General features: G+C 34.1%; 27 protein-coding genes. All 27 read right to left on the minus strand.

Features of this window, described 5'->3' with window-relative positions; genetic code table 11:
* Window positions 1-139: 139 nt before the first annotated feature.
* Entirely contained in the window at window positions 140-475 is a 336-nt protein-coding gene (locus tag WMO19_RS07570; RefSeq protein ID WP_019124796.1) for a hypothetical protein, read from the minus strand.
* Window positions 476-483: 8 nt separating this feature from the next.
* On the minus strand, window positions 484-1,818 hold the full coding sequence (locus tag WMO19_RS07575) for a hypothetical protein (protein ID WP_349171140.1): 1,335 nt from the start codon (window positions 1,816-1,818) through the stop codon (window positions 484-486).
* 85 nt (window positions 1,819-1,903) lie between these two features.
* Window positions 1,904-3,325, minus strand: coding sequence for a sensor histidine kinase (locus WMO19_RS07580; RefSeq protein WP_349171142.1), 1,422 nt, complete (start codon window positions 3,323-3,325; stop codon window positions 1,904-1,906).
* A gap of 13 nt (window positions 3,326-3,338) precedes the next feature.
* The gene (locus WMO19_RS07585; protein WP_019124799.1) at window positions 3,339-4,022 is read right to left on the minus strand and encodes a response regulator transcription factor; all 684 of its coding nucleotides are present in this window, start codon (window positions 4,020-4,022) and stop codon (window positions 3,339-3,341) included.
* Window positions 4,023-4,103: 81 nt separating this feature from the next.
* A complete protein-coding gene (gene guaB / locus WMO19_RS07590) occupies window positions 4,104-5,549 on the minus strand; it encodes an IMP dehydrogenase (protein ID WP_019124800.1) in 1,446 nt (481 codons plus the stop codon).
* Between the two features lie 22 nt (window positions 5,550-5,571).
* A complete protein-coding gene (locus WMO19_RS07595; RefSeq protein ID WP_349171145.1) occupies window positions 5,572-6,513 on the minus strand; it encodes a CdaR family protein in 942 nt (313 codons plus the stop codon).
* Window positions 6,494-7,324, minus strand: coding sequence for a diadenylate cyclase CdaA (gene cdaA, locus WMO19_RS07600; RefSeq protein ID WP_019124802.1), 831 nt, complete (start codon window positions 7,322-7,324; stop codon window positions 6,494-6,496). The genes WMO19_RS07595 and cdaA overlap by 20 nt, the downstream gene beginning before the upstream one ends.
* Window positions 7,317-7,883: a DUF5317 domain-containing protein gene (locus WMO19_RS07605; protein ID WP_349171147.1), complete on the minus strand. Its 567-nt coding sequence runs from the start codon at window positions 7,881-7,883 to the stop codon at window positions 7,317-7,319. Before WMO19_RS07605 ends, cdaA begins: the two co-directional genes overlap by 8 nt.
* A 176-nt stretch (window positions 7,884-8,059) precedes the next feature.
* A complete protein-coding gene (locus WMO19_RS07610) occupies window positions 8,060-10,207 on the minus strand; it encodes a bifunctional 4-hydroxy-3-methylbut-2-enyl diphosphate reductase/30S ribosomal protein S1 (RefSeq protein WP_349171149.1) in 2,148 nt (715 codons plus the stop codon).
* Entirely contained in the window at window positions 10,192-10,782 is a 591-nt protein-coding gene (locus WMO19_RS07615) for a lysophospholipid acyltransferase family protein (protein WP_349171151.1), read from the minus strand. The genes WMO19_RS07610 and WMO19_RS07615 overlap by 16 nt, the downstream gene beginning before the upstream one ends.
* Before the next feature lie 3 nt (window positions 10,783-10,785).
* Window positions 10,786-11,406 carry a (d)CMP kinase gene (cmk, locus tag WMO19_RS07620; protein WP_349171153.1) on the minus strand — a complete coding sequence of 207 codons (621 nt, stop codon included), beginning with the start codon at window positions 11,404-11,406 and terminating at the stop codon, window positions 10,786-10,788.
* 86 nt (window positions 11,407-11,492) lie between these two features.
* Window positions 11,493-12,683, minus strand: a complete 1,191-nt coding sequence (locus WMO19_RS07625; RefSeq protein ID WP_349171154.1) for an NAD(P)/FAD-dependent oxidoreductase — start codon at window positions 12,681-12,683, stop codon at window positions 11,493-11,495.
* Window positions 12,680-13,234, minus strand: a complete 555-nt coding sequence (locus WMO19_RS07630) for a tRNA (mnm(5)s(2)U34)-methyltransferase (protein WP_349171156.1) — start codon at window positions 13,232-13,234, stop codon at window positions 12,680-12,682. The genes WMO19_RS07625 and WMO19_RS07630 overlap by 4 nt, the downstream gene beginning before the upstream one ends.
* Window positions 13,231-13,938, minus strand: coding sequence for a pseudouridine synthase (locus WMO19_RS07635; protein ID WP_349171158.1), 708 nt, complete (start codon window positions 13,936-13,938; stop codon window positions 13,231-13,233). Before WMO19_RS07635 ends, WMO19_RS07630 begins: the two co-directional genes overlap by 4 nt.
* A complete protein-coding gene (scpB, locus tag WMO19_RS07640) occupies window positions 13,935-14,462 on the minus strand; it encodes an SMC-Scp complex subunit ScpB (RefSeq protein WP_019124810.1) in 528 nt (175 codons plus the stop codon). The genes WMO19_RS07635 and scpB overlap by 4 nt, the downstream gene beginning before the upstream one ends.
* On the minus strand, window positions 14,431-15,174 hold the full coding sequence (locus tag WMO19_RS07645; protein WP_349171160.1) for a segregation and condensation protein A: 744 nt from the start codon (window positions 15,172-15,174) through the stop codon (window positions 14,431-14,433). The genes scpB and WMO19_RS07645 overlap by 32 nt, the downstream gene beginning before the upstream one ends.
* Window positions 15,153-15,785: a site-2 protease family protein gene (locus tag WMO19_RS07650; protein WP_036731315.1), complete on the minus strand. Its 633-nt coding sequence runs from the start codon at window positions 15,783-15,785 to the stop codon at window positions 15,153-15,155. The genes WMO19_RS07645 and WMO19_RS07650 overlap by 22 nt, the downstream gene beginning before the upstream one ends.
* A 1-nt stretch (window position 15,786) precedes the next feature.
* A complete protein-coding gene (locus WMO19_RS07655) occupies window positions 15,787-17,088 on the minus strand; it encodes a thymidine phosphorylase (protein WP_349171161.1) in 1,302 nt (433 codons plus the stop codon).
* Window positions 17,088-17,888, minus strand: a complete 801-nt coding sequence (locus WMO19_RS07660; protein WP_349171162.1) for a purine-nucleoside phosphorylase — start codon at window positions 17,886-17,888, stop codon at window positions 17,088-17,090. Before WMO19_RS07660 ends, WMO19_RS07655 begins: the two co-directional genes overlap by 1 nt.
* On the minus strand, window positions 17,881-18,432 hold the full coding sequence (locus WMO19_RS07665) for an NUDIX hydrolase (RefSeq protein WP_070611228.1): 552 nt from the start codon (window positions 18,430-18,432) through the stop codon (window positions 17,881-17,883). The genes WMO19_RS07660 and WMO19_RS07665 overlap by 8 nt, the downstream gene beginning before the upstream one ends.
* On the minus strand, window positions 18,433-20,094 hold the full coding sequence (gene recN / locus WMO19_RS07670; protein ID WP_349171164.1) for a DNA repair protein RecN: 1,662 nt from the start codon (window positions 20,092-20,094) through the stop codon (window positions 18,433-18,435). It lies immediately after the preceding gene.
* Between the two features lie 7 nt (window positions 20,095-20,101).
* The gene (locus WMO19_RS07675; RefSeq protein WP_349171165.1) at window positions 20,102-20,902 is read right to left on the minus strand and encodes a TlyA family RNA methyltransferase; all 801 of its coding nucleotides are present in this window, start codon (window positions 20,900-20,902) and stop codon (window positions 20,102-20,104) included.
* Entirely contained in the window at window positions 20,902-21,765 is an 864-nt protein-coding gene (locus WMO19_RS07680) for a polyprenyl synthetase family protein (RefSeq protein ID WP_019124818.1), read from the minus strand. Before WMO19_RS07680 ends, WMO19_RS07675 begins: the two co-directional genes overlap by 1 nt.
* Window positions 21,749-21,973 carry an exodeoxyribonuclease VII small subunit gene (gene xseB, locus WMO19_RS07685; RefSeq protein ID WP_019124819.1) on the minus strand — a complete coding sequence of 75 codons (225 nt, stop codon included), beginning with the start codon at window positions 21,971-21,973 and terminating at the stop codon, window positions 21,749-21,751. The genes WMO19_RS07680 and xseB overlap by 17 nt, the downstream gene beginning before the upstream one ends.
* On the minus strand, window positions 21,974-23,425 hold the full coding sequence (xseA, locus tag WMO19_RS07690) for an exodeoxyribonuclease VII large subunit (RefSeq protein ID WP_349171168.1): 1,452 nt from the start codon (window positions 23,423-23,425) through the stop codon (window positions 21,974-21,976).
* A 1-nt stretch (window position 23,426) separates the two neighbouring features.
* Entirely contained in the window at window positions 23,427-23,825 is a 399-nt protein-coding gene (gene nusB / locus WMO19_RS07695; protein WP_311565109.1) for a transcription antitermination factor NusB, read from the minus strand.
* The gene (locus tag WMO19_RS07700) at window positions 23,822-24,208 is read right to left on the minus strand and encodes an Asp23/Gls24 family envelope stress response protein (protein WP_019124822.1); all 387 of its coding nucleotides are present in this window, start codon (window positions 24,206-24,208) and stop codon (window positions 23,822-23,824) included. Before WMO19_RS07700 ends, nusB begins: the two co-directional genes overlap by 4 nt.
* Window positions 24,209-24,306 lie beyond the last annotated feature (98 nt).

Genomic DNA, 24,306 nt, shown 5'->3' on the forward strand with positions numbered 1-24,306 from the left:
AGCGTCTAAGTATTGATTTTTAAATGAAAAGAGAGACTCGAGTTAACGAGTCTCCCCAATATTTGACATAGAGCCAATAAAAAAAGCTCAAGATAAAAGGCTAATCCTCTTAATCTTGAGCTTTTTATTTTATAAAATTTTATCTTTTTCTAGGATTTCTCTTGTAGCGATTCTTCCCTGAACTTGCAATGCCAATTATCAGTGCAAAAATTAGTGAAACTAAGCCAGAGGATAGACCAATTACAAAAATAATTAAATTGTCCAGACTGTCTGGGTCGAAAAGTTTATTTATCACCATAAAAAGTGAAATAATCCCAACGAATACCAAGGCAAGTCCCGGCAAATATTTTATAAATTTTAAATCCCTAGCTGCAAAGTTAACTATAAAAGTTAGGACCACTCCAATTAAAATTGCGCCCAAAGTTAGGAGCAAATAAGTTGAGTTTTCTGTAACCAATTCCATTATTTTATTCATTTTACACCTCATTTATTAGATGACAGCTCTTGTTGCCAAATATTTGAATAACGACCTGTTGCCCACTCCGTCATAATTGTGGAGGCTTCGTTACCTATTTCCCTTTCGAAAATTGCATCAGGAAGAATATTGCCATCCTCTATATTATATATTCTTAGAAAATTATTTTCCAATGTTATTAAAAAATTATTGTCAGGAGATACAAAGCCGTCCTTGATGCCCGGCTTAAAGTTTTTTATTCGAGACATTGGAATATTTATTTCGTTGTATTTATTTACATCGTAGGGCAAAACTAAGTTCAGGTCAAAGTCAGAAAACTTATCTTCTTCTGTCTCCATCCTTCCCTTTAACTTCCAAAAACCATTGTCCCTATAAATTCCAATGTTGTAAGGATCATTTTTCAAGGCCTCAAGGTTTTTCCCCTCAGCCTTTAAATCTTCGTCAGACAAAAATTCTTTGTAACTAATTGGTTTTTTTTCATCTAACTTGTCTAATTGGTAAATCCTTAAGTATCTCTTATTGCTTTCTCCATCTAAACTTTCCACATTTACATAATTATTTGTGATGAAGTTTACTGTCTTTAAAGTATTTTCTTCTTTAAGCTCCTCTAAGTCATTCTTAATTACTTCTTCATCATCTTTTCTAAGTTTAGAATTTTTAAATTCCTTAACAATTACTTTATCTGTAGTCTCCTTGTCCTTGGATTCCCTTTGGACGCTAATTTCAGAAAAGCTGTCATTTCTTGGGAGAATAATATTGTTCATCTCGTAGACATTTTCTAGCTTGGAGTCAGAAAATTTGATGTAGAGAGTCTTGTAGTTCCAAGTTGGAATATTAGAGTCGCTTCTACTTTTAAAGCCGATTAAAAATCCCTTGTCGCCGTTGTAGTCAAACAAGCTTCCCCTTGCCAATACTTCGTCCTTTTTGGCGAGTATTAAGTTATTTAGGTCATCATTTTTTATCTTGTCGTCAACAAGTTTTATCTCAAGTATAACTCCATTGTCAAAGAGAAGGGCTGTGTTCTCACTAGTCTTAATAACTTCATAATAAATGCTCCTGCTTGACTTTGAATCATAGATATAAGTTGTGTAGACATCAGAATCTTCAATACCAAGGCTCTTATAATCTAAATTAAATTTTTTGTAGAGATATTGAGATAATTTAACATACTTAGTCTTGTACTCAACGCCCTTTATATAATCATTAGCAAGAACAACTTGGTCATTGGAAAAGTAAAGGTCCTCGCCAATAATGTCCTTAAATAAAAAATTGTCTTGATTAATTTTTTTATTGTAAATAAATTTTGTAATAGTCCACTTGCCATAAATTGGCGATTGTCCCATGCTTGGAGTTTCAATATTAGTGCCCGAGGATGTTAAAAAGGAGCAGCCAGTCAAGAAAATCAATGAAAATATGAGAAATATTTTTTTAATCAATTTTATCACCTGCTTCTTTTGGTATCTCAAGAGGTAGACTTACCTTTACTGTAGTGCCAATATTTTCTTCAGAGAAAATTTCCAAGTTGCCTTGGTGAAGTTTTGTGATCTCATCACTTATAGATAGACCAATGCCGCTGTGGCTCTTTGAGTGCTTGCCCTTATAAAATTTTTCCTTTACATGGGCAATTTCTTCCTTAGTCATTCCCATGCCATTGTCAGAAATCATCATGTGGACAAAATTATCTTCCCTTGCCATTTGAAATTTAACCCAGCCCTTGTCTGATGTAAATTTAATTGCATTGTCCAGTAAATTTATTAGGAGCTGCTTAATTCTATTTTCATCGGCATAAATAAGGACAGTTTCCTCTGGGAATTCTGTTATAAATTCAATATTGTTGGACTTTGCACGAGGTCGCATTTGTTTTGAAACATCGAGACAAGTTTGTGAAATGTCAAATACTTCCTTGTCCAGAGTAATTCTTCCAGAAATATATCTTGAGAAGTCCAAAAGCTCTTCAACCATTTTTGCCAGTCTATCAGCTTCATTTTCTATGATGTTTAAACCATCTTCGATTAAGTCCTTCTCATCTTCCTTGGCATCCTTTAGGACAACTGCCCAACCCTTAATAGATGTTAGTGGCGTCCTTAGTTCGTGAGAAATAGAAGAGATAAAGTCGTTTTTAATCCTATCTTTATTTATAATTTCATCGCTCATGGCATTTAAAGTCTTTGCCAGCTCGCCTATTTCGTCATCCTCATAGACTTTTGCCTTCTCCTCATAGTTTCCCTTTAACATGGTCTTGGCAACTTCTGTAAGCTCAAGTATGGGCTTTACAATTGATTTTGATATAAGAAGTGAGACCATAGTTGTAACTAGGGCAACAAAAAGTGTAAAGATGAGTAGACTTATGCCAGCCTTTAAGATTGCCTTGTTTGCCTCTTCCATGGAGGAAATAAATCTCAAATAGCCAATATTTTCTCCATCAATATTTTTTATGGCGCCAGTGACAGACATAATGGACTCACCAGTTTGTGCATCTTCACCCCGCCATGTTTTTATCTCACCATTTTCTGCTGCCAGTACATCTGCTGTCTCTGTGGGATTTGAAGAAAGCTTGCCAATGGAATCTAGGAGCAGCTCTCCCTCATTGTCTAAAATCTGCACCTCTGCATTAGTATTTGAAAGGAAGATGTCGCTGTCTTCGTAGATTAAATCCTCCAAAGACTTGTCAGAATAATCTCTTTTATAAATTTCAAGAGAAATTTCCATCCTAGAAATTAATTCCTTGGAAATATTGTCGTAGTAGTAAAAACTAAAGGCAAAGAGCAAAAATATATCTATAATTGAAATTGTAATTAAAATAACTATTAGAAAACTTCTGACTAATCTTTTTCCAATTTTATTTTTCAATTACAGACACCTCTTATTTCCATCTGTATCCTGTTCCCCAAACTGTTTCAATATAATTTGGCTTGGCAGGGTTAGTCTCAATTTTTGACCTAAGTCTTCTTATGTTTACATCAACTATTTTTGAGTCGCCCAAAAAGTCGTCGCCCCATACAAGTCTTAGGATTTCATCCCTAGTCATGGCCTTGCCTGGATTTGTCATAAATATTTTTATAATTTGATATTCAGTAGGAGTTAGCTCAAGTTCCTCGTCATCCTTATAAAATTTTCTTGAGTAAGAATCTATTTTAAAAGGTGGGTCAACAATTAAATTGCTTTCCTTAACTTCCTCTGGCTCAAGTCTTCTCTCAATAGACTTTATCCTTAGAGTTAATTCTGTAGGATTAAAGGGCTTTGTGAGATAGTCATCTGTCCCATATTGGAGTCCCATTATCTTGTCGTAGTCCTCTGCCTTAGCAGTGAGCATAATAATTCCAAGGCTTGGGAATTCGCCTCTTAAAGTCTTGCAAACTTCAAAGCCGTCAATGCCTGGTAGCATTATGTCAAGTACAACGATGTCAGGTCTTTCACGCCTTGCCACTTCAATTCCCTCTTCGCCGCTTCCAGCTTCAAAAATTATGTAGCCTTCTCTTTCTAAATTTATTTTTACAAATTTTCTTATTGATTCTTCATCTTCAACAAGCAATACCTTAGTTTTCAAAATATCACCTCTTACTGCTAATTATAAATAAAATCCACTCCAAATTCAATTGAAGTGGATTTATTAATAAATTTTTAATAATTAATAATAGTTAGGAGCTTCTCTAGTAATAGTAATATTGTGTGGATGAGATTCTGCAAGGGAAGCTTGAGTGATTTTAACATACTTAGCTGTAGCTCTTAAAGTTTCTAAGTCCTTTGCACCCATATAACCCATGGCAGACTTAACACCACCAACAAGTTGGAAGACAATGTCGCCAACAAGTCCCTTGTAAGGAACTCTACCTTCAACTCCTTCAGGAACATACTTAGTAGTTCCGCTTTGGAAATATCTATCAGAGGATCCTGCACTCATGGCTCCAAGAGAACCCATGCCTCTGTAGGCTTTAAATCTTCTACCTTCAACGAAGATTTCTTCTCCTGGTGACTCGTCAGTACCAGCGAAAAGTGAACCCATCATAACAACATTGCCGCCAGCTGCAAGGGCCTTGGCAACATCCCCTGAGAATTTAATACCACCATCGGCAATAATTGGCACTCCATATTTTTGAGCAGCCCTGTAAGCTTCCATAATGGCAGTAATTTGTGGAACGCCAATACCAGTTACAACTCTAGTAGTACAAATTGAACCAGGTCCAATACCTATCTTAACGCAGTCGGCACCAGCCTTGATTAAATCTTCCGTTCCTTCATAAGTTGCAACATTACCAGCTATAAGTTGAATGTCTGGGAAGGCGTCCTTAATATTTCTTATAGTATTTAAAACATTTTTAGATTGACCATGAGCTGTGTCAATTACAAAAACATCAGCCTTTGCCTTGACAAGGGCTTCGATTCTGTCGAGAACATCCTTTGTTGCTCCAACAGCAGCGCCAGTTAAGAGTCTTCCAGATGCATCTCTGGCAGAATTTGGATATTGTTCGTGCTTTTCAATGTCCTTAATAGTTATTAGTCCCTTTAAAACATTGTCCTTGTCAACAAGGGGAAGTTTTTCAATTTTATATTTTTTCAAAACTTTTAAAGCTTCATCAAGGGAAATATCTGGAGCACCAGTTATAAGTTTTTCAGAAGTCATGACTTCGCTAATTCTCTTAGATAAGTCAGTTTCAAACCTAATATCTCTATTAGTTATAATTCCTTCCAAAACTCCCTTTTCAGATACAACTGGAACACCGCTAATTCTGTATCTTTCCATAAGTTCAGATGCATCCTTAATTGCGTGGTCCTTAGTAAGTGAAAATGGATCAGTAATAACTCCATGTTCAGATCTCTTAACTCTATCAACTTCAAGAGCTTGGTCTTCTATAGACATATTCTTGTGAATAATGCCAATTCCACCTTCTCTAGCCATGGCAATAGACATTCTGTGTTCAGTAACAGTGTCCATGCCTGCAGACATAAGTGGTATGTTTAACTTGATTTTTTCTGTCAAGTTAGTAGACAAATCAACTTCGTTGGGCAAAATTTCTGATTTTGCTGGCACAAGTAAAATATCGTCAAATGTTAATCCTTCTCCAAAAAATTCCATATTCCCTCCTGATTATTAAAAATTACTCTGCTTCCTTAGCTTTTTCCTTCAATTTATAATTAATATTTTCGTCAACTAGTGTAACCTTATCTGGCAAATTCAATCTAACTTGGTTGTCACCCTTTTTAATATTGTTAAAATTAATAGGACGAGTTTCGATAGAATCAATAGAATCAATTACATCAGAATTTCCTCTAATTGTAACAGAAGCTGGCTCAATTGAAAAGTCATTTATTGCAACATTTTCTGTAGTATTTTCATTGTAAACTAATTTAATAGGAACAGTCTTGCTCTTTAAAATAGGAACATCAACTTTTACAGTGGCAGGTGTCACTGTAACTTCCTTTATAACCTTTCCTGTATCGTCATAGGCAAAAATTTCTGCATCTACACTTGTTGTTTCAGTTATTTCTGTAACATCAATGCGGGCTTCCACCTTATTTATTTTATTTATATAAGTGCTGGCACCCTTTACTGCAACATCAACAGTCTTGTTGATTTCCCCCACAGACAAACCCTTTTGAGGCTTGTTTTTTATAACTATGTCAACCTTGTGATTCTCTTCCAAAAGCTTGTCGATTTTAAAGGGGATCCTTCTAGGTGAAGTATTCACAACAGAAATACCAAGATCAATATAAGAAACATTTACGGGAACAGAATGCTCTCCTTCACTTAACTTGCTTAAATCCACCTTAGCCACAATACCATCTCTTGTCACATTTCTCATATAAGAATTATAACCTTGTAGCTTGACATCGACAGTGGATTCCTTTGGCGAAATAATCGTCAGATTATTGTCCTTTAAGTGAGACAAGCCGTCATAAGTAACTTCGATGTTTTTATAATTAGCAGAAGTTATAAAATTTGCCTCTCCCTTGACATAGGACCACAAGATAATGGCAAAGACAAGAGACATAACTTTTATCATTAAACTTTTGTCATCTTTAAAACTTATCTTTTTCATTATTATCACCACGCTTTGCGAAAATAGTTCTCGCCCTGTATTCTGGACTGTAAATCTCAAGAAGTTTAGCTTCAAGAGTTTCAATGTCCAAATATCTTGAGATAACTCCATTTTCTGCAGTAGAAATAGTTCCATTTTCTTCAGAAACCATAATACTTAGGCAGTCAGACTTTTCGGAAATACCAATTCCTGCCCTGTGCCTTGTGCCCAGTTCCTTAGAAATTTTTTGATTGTCAGATAGGGGCAAAAAGCAAGCCGCTGCCTTTACCTTAGACCCCTTAATAATAACAGCACCATCGTGAAGAGGCGTGTTAGGAATAAAAATATTTATTAAAAGACCACTGCTGACAAGGCCGTTGATCTCTGTACCAGTCTCTATAACTTCAGTAAGACCTACTTCCTTTTCAATAATAATAAGGGCGCCAATCTTTTGTCTGGCAAGAGAAGCCACAGCAGAAATAATTTCCTCAACAGTTTCTGGAACAACTTCCTTATTTTGACTAAAATTATTTTTAATACTAGAAGTAAGACCTAAGTATTGTAGACCCCTTCTGATTTCCGGTTGAAATAAAACAATTATGGCGACAATACCGTCATTTATAAATCTCGTGAAAATCCAGTTTACAGTATAAAGTTGGAAAAACTGTGAAATTTTTATAAATAATAAAATTAAAAGAATTCCCTTAAAAACTTGCTCTGCTCTAGTATTTCTAATTAATTTTAAAATATAATAAATTAAAATTGTGACAATTAAAATGTCCACAACATCTCTTAAATTTATGACATTTAAAAAATTATTAAAATTATCCATTTGGCACCTTCTTCCTAGTAATTAAAATTATTGCAAAAAATAAGCCAATAGAGATGAAAATATCTCCCACGCTAATTACCTTTGAATTTCCAATAAACCTATGTAGCGGAATAATATCTGACAAAAAATAAAACTTTGGACTTTCAAAAACTCCGTGACTTAAACTTCCACCCATGTATATTAACTTAATTATTCTCTCATTGTTTGTCTTCATTAATGCTGAGGCACTGACGGGCATTTTCCCATTAAAAATCACTGGAATGACATTTAAAAAAGTTCCAAGACCACATAAAAGCAGCCCATAATTTTTATAGTTTGAAGTAAGAGAAATCCCTATAGCTAAAATTGAAATAATGTGAAAAATTGTAAAATACTTTACAAAAAAATCTGTAAGCCCTCCAAAATAATGGGCAGTTACAAAATTTATAAAAATCATTAAAAATATGCCAAAAAAGGCAAGAGAAATCATTTTAAATTTAAAATTTATTAAATTATTTAAGTCCTTGTCCTTCACGAAAAATAAAAAGAGAAAGGCTAAAATAATTGCCTCTAAAATCATTTCATCACCTTAATTTATAATAACACAAATAAGATAGCTTGGCATAAATTCCAAAAATTTTTCTTTCTAAATATTATAACACAAATATTATTTCCAATATTAATTTTAAACTGTCTATTATCATATTAGTTTAAAAAAAAAGAGAGAGACAAGTCTCTCTCAAATTAGATTTATTATTATTCTTCAGTTGATTCTTCAGATTCTTCTTTTGCTTCTTCAACAGCTTCTGTTGCTTCAGTTTCTTCTGAAGCAGCGATTTCTTTTTCGTCTTCAATAATTTCAGAATCTAATTCTGCATCAGCGAAGTTAAGTCCTAGCATTTCTCCAATAGTCATGTTGAAGTCATCTTGTTTTGGTTCTTCAATTTTCTTTTCTCTCTTTGGAGCTGGTTTTCTTTCTCTTCTAGGTTTTCTTTCTCTTGGTTTAGCTTCTTCTGATTCTTCTTTTTCTTCTGGTTCAATTAGAGCCTTGATAGAAAGAGAAATCTTTTGATTTTCTTCATCAATATCAGTTACTTTAACTGTAACTTCTTCGCCAATAGAAAGTTTGTCTTGTGGTTTTTCAACATGTTCTCTTGAAATTTGAGATACATGAAGAAGTCCATCAACACCTTGTTCAAGTCTTACGAAGGCACCAAAGTCAAGAAGGTTAACTACTTTACCCTTAACTACATCGCCAACTTTAACTTCACTTGTAAATACATCCCATGGTCTTTCCATAGTTTGTTTTAATCCAAGTGCAATTCTATTTTTTTCTTTATCAACATTTAGAACTTGTACCTTTACTAGGTCTCCAGGTGCTACAACATCTGAAGGGTGCTTTACTCTGTTCCATGAAAGTTCAGAGATATGGATAAGTCCATCTACTCCTCCAACGTCTACAAAGGCACCAAAGTTAGTTAGTCTTTGTACAGTTCCTTCGATAATGTCTCCTTCTTTAAGCTTGTCATATACTTCGTCACGAACTTTGTCTAATTCTTCTTGAAGTACATTCTTTCTGGAAACAACAATTCTCTTCTTTCTCTTATCAAAATCGATAATTTCAGTTTCGAATTCTTCTCCAATGAATTTGCTTAAATCTTTTTGGAATCTAACAGAAACATGAGATGCTGGGATAAATACATTTAATCCTCTGTAATCTGCAGTTAAACCACCCTTTACTTGGTTCTTTACAGTTACTGTGATATTTTCTTTGTTGTTATAAAGTTCTTCAACTTCATCCCAAATCTTCATATCAGCAACTCTTTTTGTTGAAAGAACAACATTGCCATCTCCATCATCCATCTTTAGAACATATACATCAATTTCTTGACCTTGTTCATAAAGATCTTGAGGATTAACATCTGGTCCTCCTGCTAGTTCATCTTTTGAAATGATACCATCTGATCTGTATCCAAGATTCACCATTACTTCTGAATCAGTTATATATAAAACCTCTCCAGTTACTACTTCGCCCTTTCTAATTCTTTTGAAAGAATTATCAATGGCTTCCATCATCTCACCTTTGTCAAAATTTTCCATCCTACAAACAGCCTCCTTGATTACCGATTCCGGTGTGGATGCTCCGGCGGTAATACCAATTTTATTAAATTTTTTAAATATATTTAAATCAATGTCTTTAATAGACTGAATTAAAAATACATTTTTACAATTTAATTTTGCAATCTCTGCAAGTTTTTTTGTATTAGAAGATTTTTTGCCGCCAAGTACTATAACAGCGTCAACTTTTTTTGATAAATCTCTAATACTCTCTTGTCTCTTGAAAGTTGCATTACATATAGTATTATAAACTAAAACTTCATCTTTTGAAATATTTTTTATAATATTTATTGCTTTTTCAAAAAATTCTACATTATTTGTAGTTTGTGATACGACTACAATCTTTCCCTCTGGAATTTTTATGTCTTCCAAGCTAGAAATAATAGTTGCAGAGTCATTGCATCTGGAATTAATCCCTATAACTTCAGGGTGATTATAATTCCCGATAATTACTATATTATAACCTTTTTTATAGAAATTATCTACTATATTATAAACTTTTTCTACTTTAGGGCAAACGCAATTTATTATTTCGTTATTGTTTTCTATTAGTTCATCTAAAATCTTTTTGTGGACTCCATGACTTCTTATAATTACTTTTGAATCATGGACATGCGGGTCATCGATTTTTTTTACGCCCTTATCTTCTAGTTCCTTCACCACAAATTCGTTGTGGACTAAGTCGCCATAGGAGTAGACGCCCTCTTTAGCACTATCAAATGCCATTTTAACGGCTCTTTTTACTCCTCCACAAAAGCCCCTTACATATGCTACAATAATTTCCATTTTATCTCATCACCATAGACCATTCTCATTATGTCCTGAGAAATATTTTCTAATTCTTCATTTGAATATTTTATTTCCTTATTAATTTTTACTGGCTTTCTAAAATAAATTCTATTTTTTCTAAAGGGCTTGTAGTCCCCCTCAATAAAAACTGGAAGAACTTCTGAATTAGTTTTTTGTGCAATTAATGCCACCCCTGATTTTATTCTTGTGTAGTCAATTTCACTCACCCTAGTTGCTTCAGGGAAAATCCCAAGGACATCTTCATTTTTCAAAATTTTTAGGGCAGTCTTTACAGCTTTTAAGTCATTATTATTTCTGTCCACGGGAAAGGCTCCCATTTTGTTCAAAAAATCGCCTAGAACTTTATATTGAAAGAGTTCTTTTTTTGCCATCCAATGAATTTGCCTTGGAAAAATTGCAGAAAGTGTCACTGGATCAAGGTTGCTCTTGTGATTTCCACAAACTATTAGTCTTTTTTCTTCAACAGGAATATTTTCTATTCCAAGAACTTCAATTCTATATATAATTTTTACAAAAAATCCAATAAAAACTTGTACAAATTTGTAAAACATAAGTCACCTTTTAATGTATGAAATAATTTTTTCTATAGTTTCTTCAGCATTTAAGTCTGTGCTATCAATTAAAATTGCATCATCAGTCTTTATGAGGGGAGAATTTTCTCTGTGAGAATCGTTGTAGTCTCTGACCTTTAAATCTGCCAGTACATCCTCAAAGTTTAGGCTATCGTCAGCAAGTTGCTTGTACCTTCTCATGGCGCGAGTCTCTACATCTGCAGTGAGAAAAAATTTGTATTCAGCATCCTTTAAAACCACTGAGCCAATGTCTCTTCCCTCCATGACAACATCTCTATCCTTGGCAATTTCTCTTTGCATCTTTACCAAGTAATCTCTAATAATTTTTTTCTTAGAAAATTCAGAAGTTTTATTAGAAATTTTATTTTCCCTAATTTCCTTTGACACATCTCTTCCATCTAAAAATATTTTATCGCCATCAAAATTTATTTTTGTCTCACTTAAAATTTTTTCATAGTCACTTTCATCTGCCCTTAAAAGTTTAAGAGTTATGGCTCGGTACATGGCACCTGTGTCTATATATAAGATCTCAAGTCTATTTGCTATTTCCTTTGCTATGGAACTTTTGCCAGAGCCTGCTGGTCCATCTATTGCAATTTTCATTTTTACCTCCAAAAAAATCACTACAATCCATAGTAGTGATTAATCTCATTATATTTTATTTTCAAAAATAAGTAAAGGAATAGACTTTACAAATTGATTCCGCAAGAATATCCTGTTGAATTTGCAATCTGAATGTTAAATCCACCAGTTAGTCCGTCAAGGTCAAGAACTTCTCCAATAAAATAAAGCCCCTTAACTTTTTTTGACTCCATAGTCTTGGGGTCTATGTCTTTTACATCGACACCCCCACTTGTTACTATGGCTCTATCAATGTCGTCAAGTGAATCAAATTTTAAGGCAAAGTTCTTTATAGTTTTAACTAAACTTTCTCGGTCTTCCTTTGTAATTTGATTTACCTTTTTGTCTCCAGATATGTCTGCACCTTCAAGGACATAAATAATTAAATCTCTTGGCAAAAGTGACTTCATTACATTTTCTAGGTTTTTATTTTGATTTTCGTGAAAGTCCCTTAAAATTCTCGCATCAAGCTTTTCAGGATCAAGGGCTGGCTTTAAGTCCAAGTACATTTCAAAATCTTTTAACCTATTTATTTTACTTGAAGTTGTAAGGACTATGGGACCGCTAATGCCCCTGTGAGTAAAAAGCATTTCGCCAAATTCTCTGGAAAGAATTTTTTTATCCTTTAGGATTTTTAATTCAACATTTTTTAAAGTTAGTCCTGCCAAGGAAAAATTATTTTTTAAATTTATGCCAATGAGTCCCGGCACTTGGTCTATGACCTTGTGGCCAAAGTCTTTTGCAAACTTATAGCCGTCGCCAGTTGACCCAGTGAGCTTATAGGATATGCCACCACTTGCGATTACGACTTTGTCAAATTTTTCTCTGCCATTTATCATAAACTTTCCGTCAACTTTTTCTATGGAAGTCACTTCATAATTTAAATTTATTTTTACTCCCAGATCCTTTAATTTTTTTTCATAGGCTTTTATGACATCAGAGGACTTGTCACTAGCAGGAAAAACTCTATTACCTCTTTCAACTTTAAGAGGAAGGCCCAGTTCTTCAAAGTAATAATAAGTAGTAAAGGGTGAAAAAGAATAAATTGATGAGTACATAAAGCTAGAATTATTTACAATATTTTTCAAAAATTCTCTCTCGTCGCAATAATTAGTGAGATTGCATCTTCCCTTGCCCGTAATAAATAATTTTTTGCCCAATTTTTCATTTTTTTCGAAGATAGTAACCTGGTGATTTTCTGCAGCCTTTATGGCACACATCATCCCAGCAGGTCCTCCTCCAATTATTGCAATATTCATCTCTCTACCTTCTTTTCAATTAAATAAACTATAGGTGGATTATTTTTTTGATTGTAAAACTCTCTCTTTTCCACTTTAAAGATCTTTTGGTCGAGATTTTTTAAAAAATCATCTACTCCAAGTCTTTCTTCAAGAGAATTTTCATGACCTAAATAGGAAACCACAATTATTATTCCGCCCTCAGAAATTTTTTCTGTAGCTTTTTTAAGTGATGAAATAGTTGAATCTTTTAAAGTTGTAATTTTTTTGTCTGAGCCAGGAAGGTATCCAAGATTATAAATTACTAGGTCAAATTTTTCTATTTTATCTATATTTTCGTGGCTATCCAAAAATAATTTATAATTTTTATAATCCTTTAAGAGTTTTTTTGCAGCGTCAATAGCTTCTTCTTGCAGGTCAAATCCATAGAGGAAGCCCTCATCTCCCACTGTCTCTAAAAGTTTTAGGCTGTCCTTGCCCTTTCCCACAGTGGCATCCACAGCGATTTTTCCTAAAAAATTATGAGATAGAACTTCGTCAACTATCTCAAAATATTTTTCCTTTACAATCATTTTAATCCCTTTAAATACTTGATTTCTTTTTCATTTAAGTATCTGTAATTTCCAACTTCAAGGTCGAGGAGTTCAATCTCTCCCATGGAAATTCTCTTTAGTTTTTTTACGCTGTGACCAATGTAGTCAAACATCCTCTTCACTTGATGATTTTGTCCCTCAAAAATTTCTATTTCTAAAATTGAATCTTGCTTAAAGTTTTTTAAAATCCTAACATTTGCTGGAGAAGTCTTTAAGTCTCTAATGTCAAGTCCTTCCCTTAAAAGAGAAAGTTCATGGGCATTAGGTGTTCCTTCTACAGTTACAATATATTTTTTGCCAATTTTATATCTTGGATGCATTAAAATATTTGCAAGCTGCCCGTCATTTGTGAGGAGAACTAAGCCTGTGGTGTCAATGTCAAGTCTTCCCACAGGATAAACTCTGTAGTCGTCTGGCACAAGGTCAGTTACAGTTTGTCTGTCCTTTTCATCATTGGCACTTGTGACAACGCCAATGGGCTTATTTAAAATCATGTAAATTTTTTTATTTTCAAGTGTTAGCCTCTTGCCATTTAAGTAAACTCTGTCAACATTGGGGTCAATTTTTGTGCCAAGCTCTGTGACAATTTTGTCGTTGACTTTTACAAGACCTTCCTTAATGTATTCTTCACACTTTCTTCTCGATGCAGCTCCGCAGTGAGCCATGTATTTTTGTAATCTCAATTAGATTCCTCCTCTAATTCCTTTAAGTCAGGCAGATCTTCTAAATTTTTCATGCCAAACTTTTGCAAAAATTTATCAGTGGTGCTGTATAAATTTGGATGACCAATCCTGTCAAGCTTGCCAGAAATTTCTATTAAATTAAAATCAAGAAGACCTTTGATTGTGCTGTCGCAGTTGACTCCTCTTAGCTCCTCTACTTCAACTTTTGTCACTGGTTGCTTGTAGGCGATAATGGAAAGAGTTTCAAGGGCAGGCTTGGAAAGATTTTTTTCGTTTTTTTCTTTAATTAAATTTTTAAGATAGGGCTCATTTTCTTGCTTAGTGCCAAGTTGAAACTTGCCGTCCACTTCTCTTAGCCTAAGTCCTGAAGTTTCATTTTTATAATTTTCCTTCATCTCCATGAGAATTTCCCTTGTGTAGTCCTTTCTAAGTTCAAGTGTACTGGCAAGGTCCTCTAGGCTAATGGGGTCGCCCCAAATAAAAAGTATTGATTCAATTATTGATTTGAGTTTGTTCTTGTCCATGGTATTCTCTTTCTTCAATTAAAATATCTGCAAAATTGTCGCTTTGATTTGCTGTGATGTACTGATTCTTTATAAGTTCAAGCATTCCCAAAAAATAAGTTATAACATCAACCTTATAGACTATATCTACTAAAAGTTGGCTGAATTTTATTTTTTTATTTTTCTTTAAAGCTTGCTTGATCTTTCTCGATGCGTCCTCAACTTTAAAATATTCTCTTTCAATGCCAACAATTTCCTTGTCCTTGTAGTTCTTCAAAATATTGAAAAAGGCAAGGGAAAGTTTTTCCACATTGGAATCCTTTAAAAAATCCATTTCGCTCATGGAAAATATTTCTGTCCTTAGCTTGTAAAAGGACTTTGACTCATATTCCTCTTGAATTTTTAAAATCTCTGAAGCCTCTTTGTACTTTTTGTATTCCAAAAGACTTTCAACCAGGTCAAGCCTTGGGTCTTCTTCCACTTCTTCATCATCTAAGGCTTCTTTTTTTGGAAGGAGCATTTTTGATTTTATCTCCAAAAGAGTAGATGCCATTAAAATAAAATCAGAAGTGAGAGTGAGGTTTAGCTTCTTCATATTTTCAATGTATTTTAAAAATTCTTCAGTGATTTTAAAAATTGGAATGTCGTAAATATCTATTTCATTTTCTTTTATTAAATCTAAAAGAAGATCCATTGGACCTTCATAAGTTTTTAAAACAATATTGTATTCCATAGCTTGATTCCCAAGTAAATAATTCCGCTTAAAATACTTTCGATAATTGGCGCTATAAATTTGTCTACAAAGCCAGAAAAAATCATTATTACAAGGACAAAGTAAAAATATTTTTCGTACTTATAAAATTTATATTCCAATTTTTCTGGCAAAAGTGTCGCCAAGACCTTTGACCCATCAAGGGGTGGAAGGGGCACAAGATTAAATACGCCAAGCATAATGTTGTACCAAAAAATTGATGTGAAAAGTGGTGTCAAAAAGGATGACTTGTAGTTTAAGTAAACTAAAATAATTCCTGAAATGAAACCAAGAACAAAATTAGTAAAAACTCCTGCAAGAGAAACTAAAAGTGAGGCAACTTTTCTGTTGCCCTTAAACCTATAGGGGTTAATTGGCACAGCCTTTGCCCAACCAAACCTAAAAATAATCATAGAAATTAAACCCACAGGGTCAATGTGATTAAGTGGGTTTAAGCTAAGTCTTCCGTCATCCTTTGCAGTTGTGTCTCCACAGAGATAGGCAACATAACCATGGGCTATCTCATGTGGAATAATTGCAATCATAAGTGCAATAATATTTATTGCAATAGATGCTATATCTAATTTATTCATTTCAATCAATCTCTTCTATAATTAATTTATAATCTTCCCTCTTGTCAGAAAAAGTATAGGCAGCTTTAATTCTTTCTATAGCGCCTGCTACTTCATTTTTCTTTTCAGTGTAAATTGTGGCAATTTTTTCGCCCTTTTCCACGAAGTCACCAACTTTTTTGTGAAGGTAAATTCCTGCACTTAAATCAAGGACATCGCCCTTCTTGTGTCTACCGGCTCCAAGATCTCTTGATGCAATGCCAATTTCAATTGCTTCAATGGATTTTACAAAGCCTGTTTCTTCTGATGTGATGTCTTTTATTATTGATGACTTTTTAAATTTATCTGTGTCATCAATGTAGGATGGATCTCCGCCTTGAAGCTCAACCATTTCCTTGAACTTTTCTATTGCAGAGCCGTCAGAAATTTTTCCTTCAAGAACTTTTCTTGCCTCATCTTCAGTTTTTGCCAGGCCTTCCATAATCATTAACTTAGAGCCAATTCTCAGTGCAATTTCCTTAAGATGACCAGATTTTTTGCCCTTTAAAATATTTATAGCTTCTATAACTTCTAGACTGTTTCCTATGGCATCGCCAAGAGGCTCGTTCATGCTTGTTATTATTGCCTTAGTGTTTCTGCCGAATTTTTTGCCAAGATTTACCATGAGTTCTGATAGTTCAACAGCTGATGGAATGTCCTTCATAAAGGCTCCACTGCCTACTTTTACATCTAAAACAAGGCCGTCTGTGCCTAGGGCAATCTTCTTTGAAAGAATGGATGATGCAATTAAACTTACATTGTCAACAGTTGCCGTTGCATCTCTTAGGGCATATAAAAGTTTATCTGCAGGCACAATATTTTCTGTTTGACCAATTACTGCTATATTTGATTTTTTTAAAATTTCAACAAATTCTTTGCCGCCAATATTTATATTAAAGCCAGGAATTGACTCAAGCTTGTCTAGAGTTCCGCCAGTGTGTCCAAGTCCCCTGCCACTCATCTTGGCAAAGACAAGCCCCACTGATGCAAGTAGTGGTCCAAGGACAAGGGTAACTGTGTCGCCAACGCCACCAGTGGAATGCTTGTCCACCTTAGAACCTGGCACTTCAGATAAATCAACGCGGTCACCAGAATCTATCATTGCCTTTGTTAGGTAATAAGTTTCATCTAAATTTAACTTGTTAAAATAAACTGCCATCAAAAAAGCTGAAACTTGGTAGTCAGGTATTTCTCCCTTTACATAATTTTCAATAAAAAATTTTATTTCTTCTTCACTTAAGGCTTTGTTTTCCTTTTTCTTTTGAATAATATCTAAAAAATTCATCAAATCTCCTCAATGATTTCATTTAAAAGTTCTTTAAATTTGCCAGCAACAAGATTTCCCACTTCAACAACTTCTGCGTGATCAAGTGGCGTGTCGAGAATGCCCGTACTCATATTAGTGATAGTTGAGATGCCTAGAATCTTAAGTCCCCTGTGTCTTGCAACAATTGCTTCAGGCACTGTGCTCATGCCAACAGCATCTGCTCCAAGTATCCTCGCCATTCTAACTTCTGCTGCTGTCTCATAAGATGGTCCTGTGAAGTACATGTAGACACCCTTTCTTATGCCAATGCCAAGTTTTTTTGCAGAATTTTCTGCAAGGTCAACAAGTTCTGGCGTGTAAAGGTCAGTCATATCAGGAAATCTTGGTCCAAGTTCCTCGTCATTAGGACCTATTAATGGATTTTTGCCCATTAAATTTATGTGGTCTGTAATTATCATTAGGTCTGCTGGATTAAAATCAGTGTTTACTCCACCTGCGGCGTTAGTTAAAATTAAAGTCTTCACTCCCAAGTCTGCAAGGACCCTTATAGGATAGATGACATCAGACATGTCGTAGCCTTCGTAAAAGTGGATTCTACCCTTCATTAGGCAGACATTTTTTGAATTTATTTTTCCAAAAATTAACTTGCCATCATGACCCTTAACTGTGGAAACTGGAAAGCCAGGAATGTCTTTGTAGGCTATTTCAATTTTATCTTCAATTGAATCTGCAAAGTCGCCAAGTCCTGATCCAAGGACAATTCCTATTTCAGGTTCAAGCTTTGTTTGTTCTCTTATATATTTAATAGTCTTATCCATTTTTCCTCCTAAAATTATTGTAGAATAAAATTCCTGCCACAGATTTTGAGTCAGTTATTTCGCCAAAACTTATAAGTTTTAAAGCTTCCTCGAATTTTACTTTTTCCACACTTAGGTGCTCAAACTCGTCAAGATCTTGGTCTCCTTCTGTAAGTCCACCAGCGTAGAAAATAAATAACTTTTCATTAGTAAAGCCAGGAGAAGAATAAGTTTCTAAAAGATATTCAGATTTTTCTGCATCATAGCCAGTCTCTTCCTTTAATTCACGAAGAGCTGCCTTTTGTGGTTCTTCTCCAAAGTCCACCATGCCTGCAGGAATTTCATAAATTTCTTTGTCAATTGCCTTTCTGTATTGTTTTATAAGGATAATCTCGTCATCTTCTGTTATAGCAATTATGCCAACAGCAGGCTGTCTCTCCACAATTTCTCTTTTAGTGTACTTTTGACCCTCCATCTCAACTGTGTCAACTCTTAGTTGTAAGACTTTGCCGTCAAAAATCTTTGTGGATTTCATAGTTCTCTCTACATAATTTGAATTTGCCATTTAATCACCAATCATTTCCTTTGCAGTTTCTATTGCAACTTCACTTACATTCATTCCGCCAATTAATCTTGCAACTTCTTCCACTCTCTCATCATAATTTAACTTGTCAATTGTAGAAATTGTGCTGTTATTAACCACATCTTTTTTTATAGCAAAATGTGTGTCTGCCAGTGCAACAATTTGTGGCAAGTGAGATATTACTATAACTTGCCTGTCCCTTGCAAGTTCTTTTATCTTGTTGCCCACAATTTGTGCAGTCTTTCCACTAATACCCGTATCAATTTCATCAAAAACCAAAGTAGGAATGTTGTCTTTCTCAGCAATGATGCTCTTAAATCCAAGCATAATTCTACTCATTTCACCGCCAGATGCAACCCTTGCCATAGGCATTAAGTCTTGACCTAAGTTCGGTGCAATTAAAAATTCAATTTTATCAATTCCATCAAGGGAAAGGTCTTTGTCACTTATATCGATTTTAAATTTTGCACCCTTAATATTTAATTTGTTAATCTCTTCTTCTACTTTTTTCTCTAAAACTCTTGCAGTTTTCTTTCTGTTGTCGCTAATTTCTCCTGCAAGTTTTAAAGCCTGGTCTTCTAAATTTTTTATTTTATTTAAAAGTTTTTGTAAATTATCTTCAAAGTTTTGCAAAAATAAAAGTCTTTCCTTTATTTCATCATAGAAAGAGTTTATCTTCTTGACATTGTTTCCGTATTTTAGTTTTAAATTATTAACAAGGTCAATTCTCTCCTTTAAATATTGGAGTTTTTCCTCGTCAACTTCGCTGGAATTTATAATTCTATCAAGGTCCTTTGCAATATCAGATAGCCTATACCTAATGTCCTCAAGCTCTTCTTCTGTTGACTTTAGATCCTTGTTGTACTTTGTGACATCAACAATATTACCTATTATCTTGTCTAAAATATCTTCGGCGGAGACACTTTCGTAGCCGTCATTTATAAGTGACTTTGCCTGAGATAATTTTATTAGGGTGTCAGTCATGTTGTTTAGGGCGTTAAAATCATCGTAAAGTTCTTCGTCATCGTAATCAGTTAAACCCGCATCTTCGATTTCTTTTATTTGATAGGACAACAAATCCATTTCTCTGTCCTTATTTTTTTCAAGGAAAGTCTTTTCTTGGTATTCATCTTTTAATGAATTTATCTCTTGAACAAGATCTTTTAACTTCAAGAGTAAATCTTTTTGAGCCTTTCCAGAAAAATCATCAATTAATTTTAGCTGATTTTTGTTGTCCATAAGTGAAATTGACTCATGTTGGGCAAAAATATCAATTAGATGACTTGAAATTTTTGATAGAATTTGAGAAGTTATAGTTCTGTTGTTAATCCTCGTAATTGATGGACCCTTGTCTCTTATTTCCTTGGAAATGACAATTAAATCTCCTGAATCAATTCCATATTGATACAAAAGTTCTTTAGTCTCCTCGTCATAGGAAGAAAAGACTGCTTCGATAAAAGCTCTGTCCTTTCCCTTTTTTATAATATCCTTATTTACTCTTTGACCAAGGACAAGACCAAGGGAGTCTATGATAATTGACTTACCAGAACCTGTTTCTCCAGTTAAAACATTTAAACCACTTTCAAACTCAATTTTCATATTTTCAATTATTGCAAAATTCTCGATATTTAACTCTAAAAGCATATTTCACCTAATCATTTAAACTTTCATAAGCCCTATTTACAATATCACTTGCATCAAAATTTTCACTAGACTCTTCAAAATTTGACAAGTAAATTAAAAATTCAATGTTGCCACTTGTGCCCTTAATTGGAGAATTTGTGAGGGCAAGAATATTTAAATCCAAGTCCCTAGCAAGACCTATTATCTTTTCAATAACTTCAATATGTACTTTTTTGTCCCTAACTATGCCGCCCTTGCTAACTTTGCCCTTGCCTGCTTCAAACTGTGGCTTAATAAGTGCTACAATTTTTCCCTTTTTACCACAAATTTCTTTTGCAACGGGAAGGACTAATTCAAGGGAAATAAAGGAAACATCAATGGAAATAAAATCAACTTCCTCTGTTATTAATGTAGTGTCGAAATATCTAATATTAGTTCTCTCAAGAGAGACTACCCTATCATCCATCCTTAGTCTGTAGTCAAGCTGATTGTAACCCACATCAATGGCATAAACTTTTTTGGCACCATGTTTTAGCATGCAGTGAGTGAAGCCTCCAGTTGAGGCGCCTATGTCAACGCAGACAGCACCCTCTAGGTCTATGTCATAATCGTCAATCATCTTTTCAAGCTTGTGACCACCTCTTGACACAAAGCTGTCCTCTAAGCCCTTGATGTAGACTTTGGCATCATCCTTTAATTGCATGCCTGGCTTTTCCACTCTTTCAGTGCCAATAAAAACCTTGCCTTCCATTATTAATCTCTTGGCTTTTTCTCTGGAATCGATTAGGCCCTTTTCAACTAATAAAACATCTGCGCGTTTTTTAGCCATTATCTGCTCCTATTTATTAGTTTTGCAACAAAACTTTTTAGTAAATTGTCTTTAAGCTCAAGCCCTTCAAGTGCTTCATAGGAAGAATTAGTAAGGTCCACAATTTCATTTTTTAAATCCTCTTTTTCCTTGAAGAAGAGCATATTTATTTCGCCACTGTCAGGATCCTTGTCCTCATCAAGTAAGTCGTCTTCATATTGATAGGCAAGACCAATATTTTCACCAAACTTTGAAAGTTTAGTGATGTTGTCTGCTTCAACTCCTGCTATTATGCCACCTACAACTACAGATGCCTTTATTAGAGCGCCTGTCTTTAGCTTGTACATATTTTCGCAGATGTCCTCGTTATAATCAGCCACCTTAAAATCTATGTCAATAGTTTGTCCGCCAATCATTCCATTTACGCCAGTGGCATTATAGATGTATTTCATTGCCCTTATTGCTCTTTTTAGGTCGTCTTTGTCTTCAAGATTTTCAATATGTCTAAGAAGAATTTCCATGGACATATTTAGAAGTCCGTCCCCTGCCAAAGTGGCAATTCCTTCAGTATAAACCTTGTGATTAGTAGGCTTTTCTCTTCTAAAATCGTCATTATCCATGGCTGGAAGATCGTCATGAATTAGAGAATAAGTATGTATCATCTCAATTGCAGCAGCAAAGGGAAGAATTTTATCAAAGGAATCCTCTTCACTTGAAAACTCACTGTAAGTCAAAAGAGTTAGCATAGGTCTAATTCTCTTTCCACCAGAAAAAAGTGAATATTTCATAGAATCAATTACCTTATGTTGTGGACTGTCGTCATATTCAAGTAGTGAGCTCAAATAATTGTTAAATTTTTCTAATAAATTATCTGTATCTGTCATCTTTCTTGTCCTCAATAAATTCAGAATTTTCTTCTGCAATAGTTTTAATTTTGCCTTCGTATGCCTTTAGAGTATTGTTAAGATACTTGTAAAGTTCAATGCCTTCTTCGTACTTTTTTATGGAATCTTCGAGACTAATGTCCTTAGACTCAAGTTCCTTTATAATTTTTTCAAGCTCTCTAAAAGAACTTTCGTAATCTCTTTGCATTTAATCCCTCATTTCCACTTCTTGAACCTTGGATTTAACATTTCCATCCTTGAATTTTAGAGAAATAATTTCTCCAAGCCTTGCATCCTTGGCAGATTTTAACTCTAATCCGTCTTCTGTAAGTATTTCAATTTTATTAATCTTATCAAAGGCTGAATTTAATCTTACCCTTAGAAAATTTAGCCTTTCCCTTTCATTTTTTAATCTATTATCTAAATCGTAGTCCAAAATAAACCTTTCATAGGATTTAAACTTGTCAAATTCATCTTTAATGCGTGAATTAAAATAATAAGTTAAAAGTTTTTTATTAAAGTTCAAATTTTCCCTATTTTTGCTGATTTTGGAAGATAATTTCACTGAAATATTATTAAGCCTATAGGAATAATTTTCAATTTCCTTGGACTTATTTAACTTAAAATTCTGCAAGTAAAACTTTTTCTTTTGAAGATCATAAGCGTGGTCCTGCAAAATTTTTTCCATGGAATTATTTAATAAAGTTCCCCTATAAAGTAGGTCTCTCGTCATAGAATTCATCTTATAAACTTGATTTTTTAGAGAAATATTATTGTATAGAGAAATCAGCTTCAAGTGACTGACACTTAGCCTTCTCTCTATTAAATTGCTGAGCTCATCTTTCTTTTTAGAAAGGAAGTCTATAATTTCATCTTCGCTGAGAGTTGCAAGTTCAGCTGCATTTGTTGGGGTTGCCGCCCTTAAATCTGCCACAAAATCGCATATAGTGTAGTCGATTTCGTGACCAACGGCAGAAATAATAGGAATTTTTGACGCAAAAATTTCTCTGGCAAGGCTCTCGTCGTTAAAAACAAATAAGTCCTCAAAACTTCCGCCACCACGAGCAATAATTATTGTGTCAACTATCTCTTTTTCATTAAAATATTTTATGCCGCGAATTAAATTTTCACTTGCCGCATCACCTTGAACTAAACTTGGAAAAACATAAATGTCACAGTTTTTATTTCTCTTTCTAAAGAGATTTATAACATCTTTTATGGCAGCGCCACTTGTAGATGTGATTAATCCAATAGAAGATGGATATTTTTTGATTTTTTTCTTATGAGAAGGATCAAAAAGACCTTCCTCAGAAAGTTTTTTCTTTAATTCCAAGTATTTTTGGTAGAGATTTCCCCTGCCATCAAGCTCAATTTCACTGGCATATAAAAAAATCCTGCCACTTCTCTCATAGTAAGTGACAGTGCCCTTAGCCATGACCTTGGCACCGTCAGATAATTTAATATTTACATCATCCTGACTTGCCATTGCATCAATTCTTGCAAACTTGTCCTTTAGAGAAAAATAAATATTGCCATTACTATGCACATTTAAATTCGTGACCTCGCCAGTGATGTTAATATCCCTTAAGATGTAGTCCATTGAGATTAGCTTTTTGATGTAATTGTTAAGTTCACTTACATTAAAAGCAGCCTTTGCCAAATTAAAAACTCCTATAAATAGTTCCCAAAATTCCGTTTATAAATTTAGGCGCATCATCAGAACTATAGAGCCTTGCAATGTCAACAGCTTCGTTAATAGAAACTTCTGGTGGAATGTCATCTTTGTACAAAAATTCATAGACAGCAATCCTTAAAATTTGCCTATCCACCTTGGCAAGCCTAGCCATAGTCCAACCCTTTAAGTTCTTTTCGATTGTCTCATCGACAGTTTCGAGCTTGTCCAAAATATCTGGCACAACCCTATTAATATAATCAGCCTCATCGCCTAAGAAGTGATTATTTTCCATAAATAAATTTAAATTGTCGAGAGAAAAATCATTGTTTATGTCCATAGAAAAGAGTGCCTGCATGGCACCTATTCTTGCTTTCTTTCTACTCATTTTACAATCGTCTTTTCAGAATTTTTTAAAGCTATGCCTGAAATGTGTACATTCACTTCCACGACATCAAAGTCTGTCATATTTTCAATAGCTTCCTTAACTTGTGCTTGCACCTTTTCAGAAAGCTCAACGATTTTAACTCCGTACTCAATAGTAATATATACATCTACAATAGTTTCTCTTTCTCCAATATTAACTCTTACGCCCTTATTGAAGTTTTTTGTATTTAAAATGTCAGTAACTTGAGACTTGAAGTTTGATCCAACTTTGACAACGCCATCAACACTTTCAGCTGCAACTGATGCAACTGTAGCGATAACATCTTCAGAAATCTTAACCTTTCCATCTGCCTCATTACCATTAACAAGATATTTATTATCCACTATTACACCTCCAAATTAACTAAAATAATTATACCAAATACTTCTTATATTATCAATTTATTGCACTTTGCCGCACTTTTAAAAATAAATTTTTCTTG

The sequence above is a fragment of the Peptoniphilus hominis (ex Hitch et al. 2025) genome, assembly GCF_040096015.1.
GTDB classification, from domain to species: Bacteria; Bacillota; Clostridia; order Tissierellales; family Peptoniphilaceae; genus Peptoniphilus_A; species Peptoniphilus_A hominis.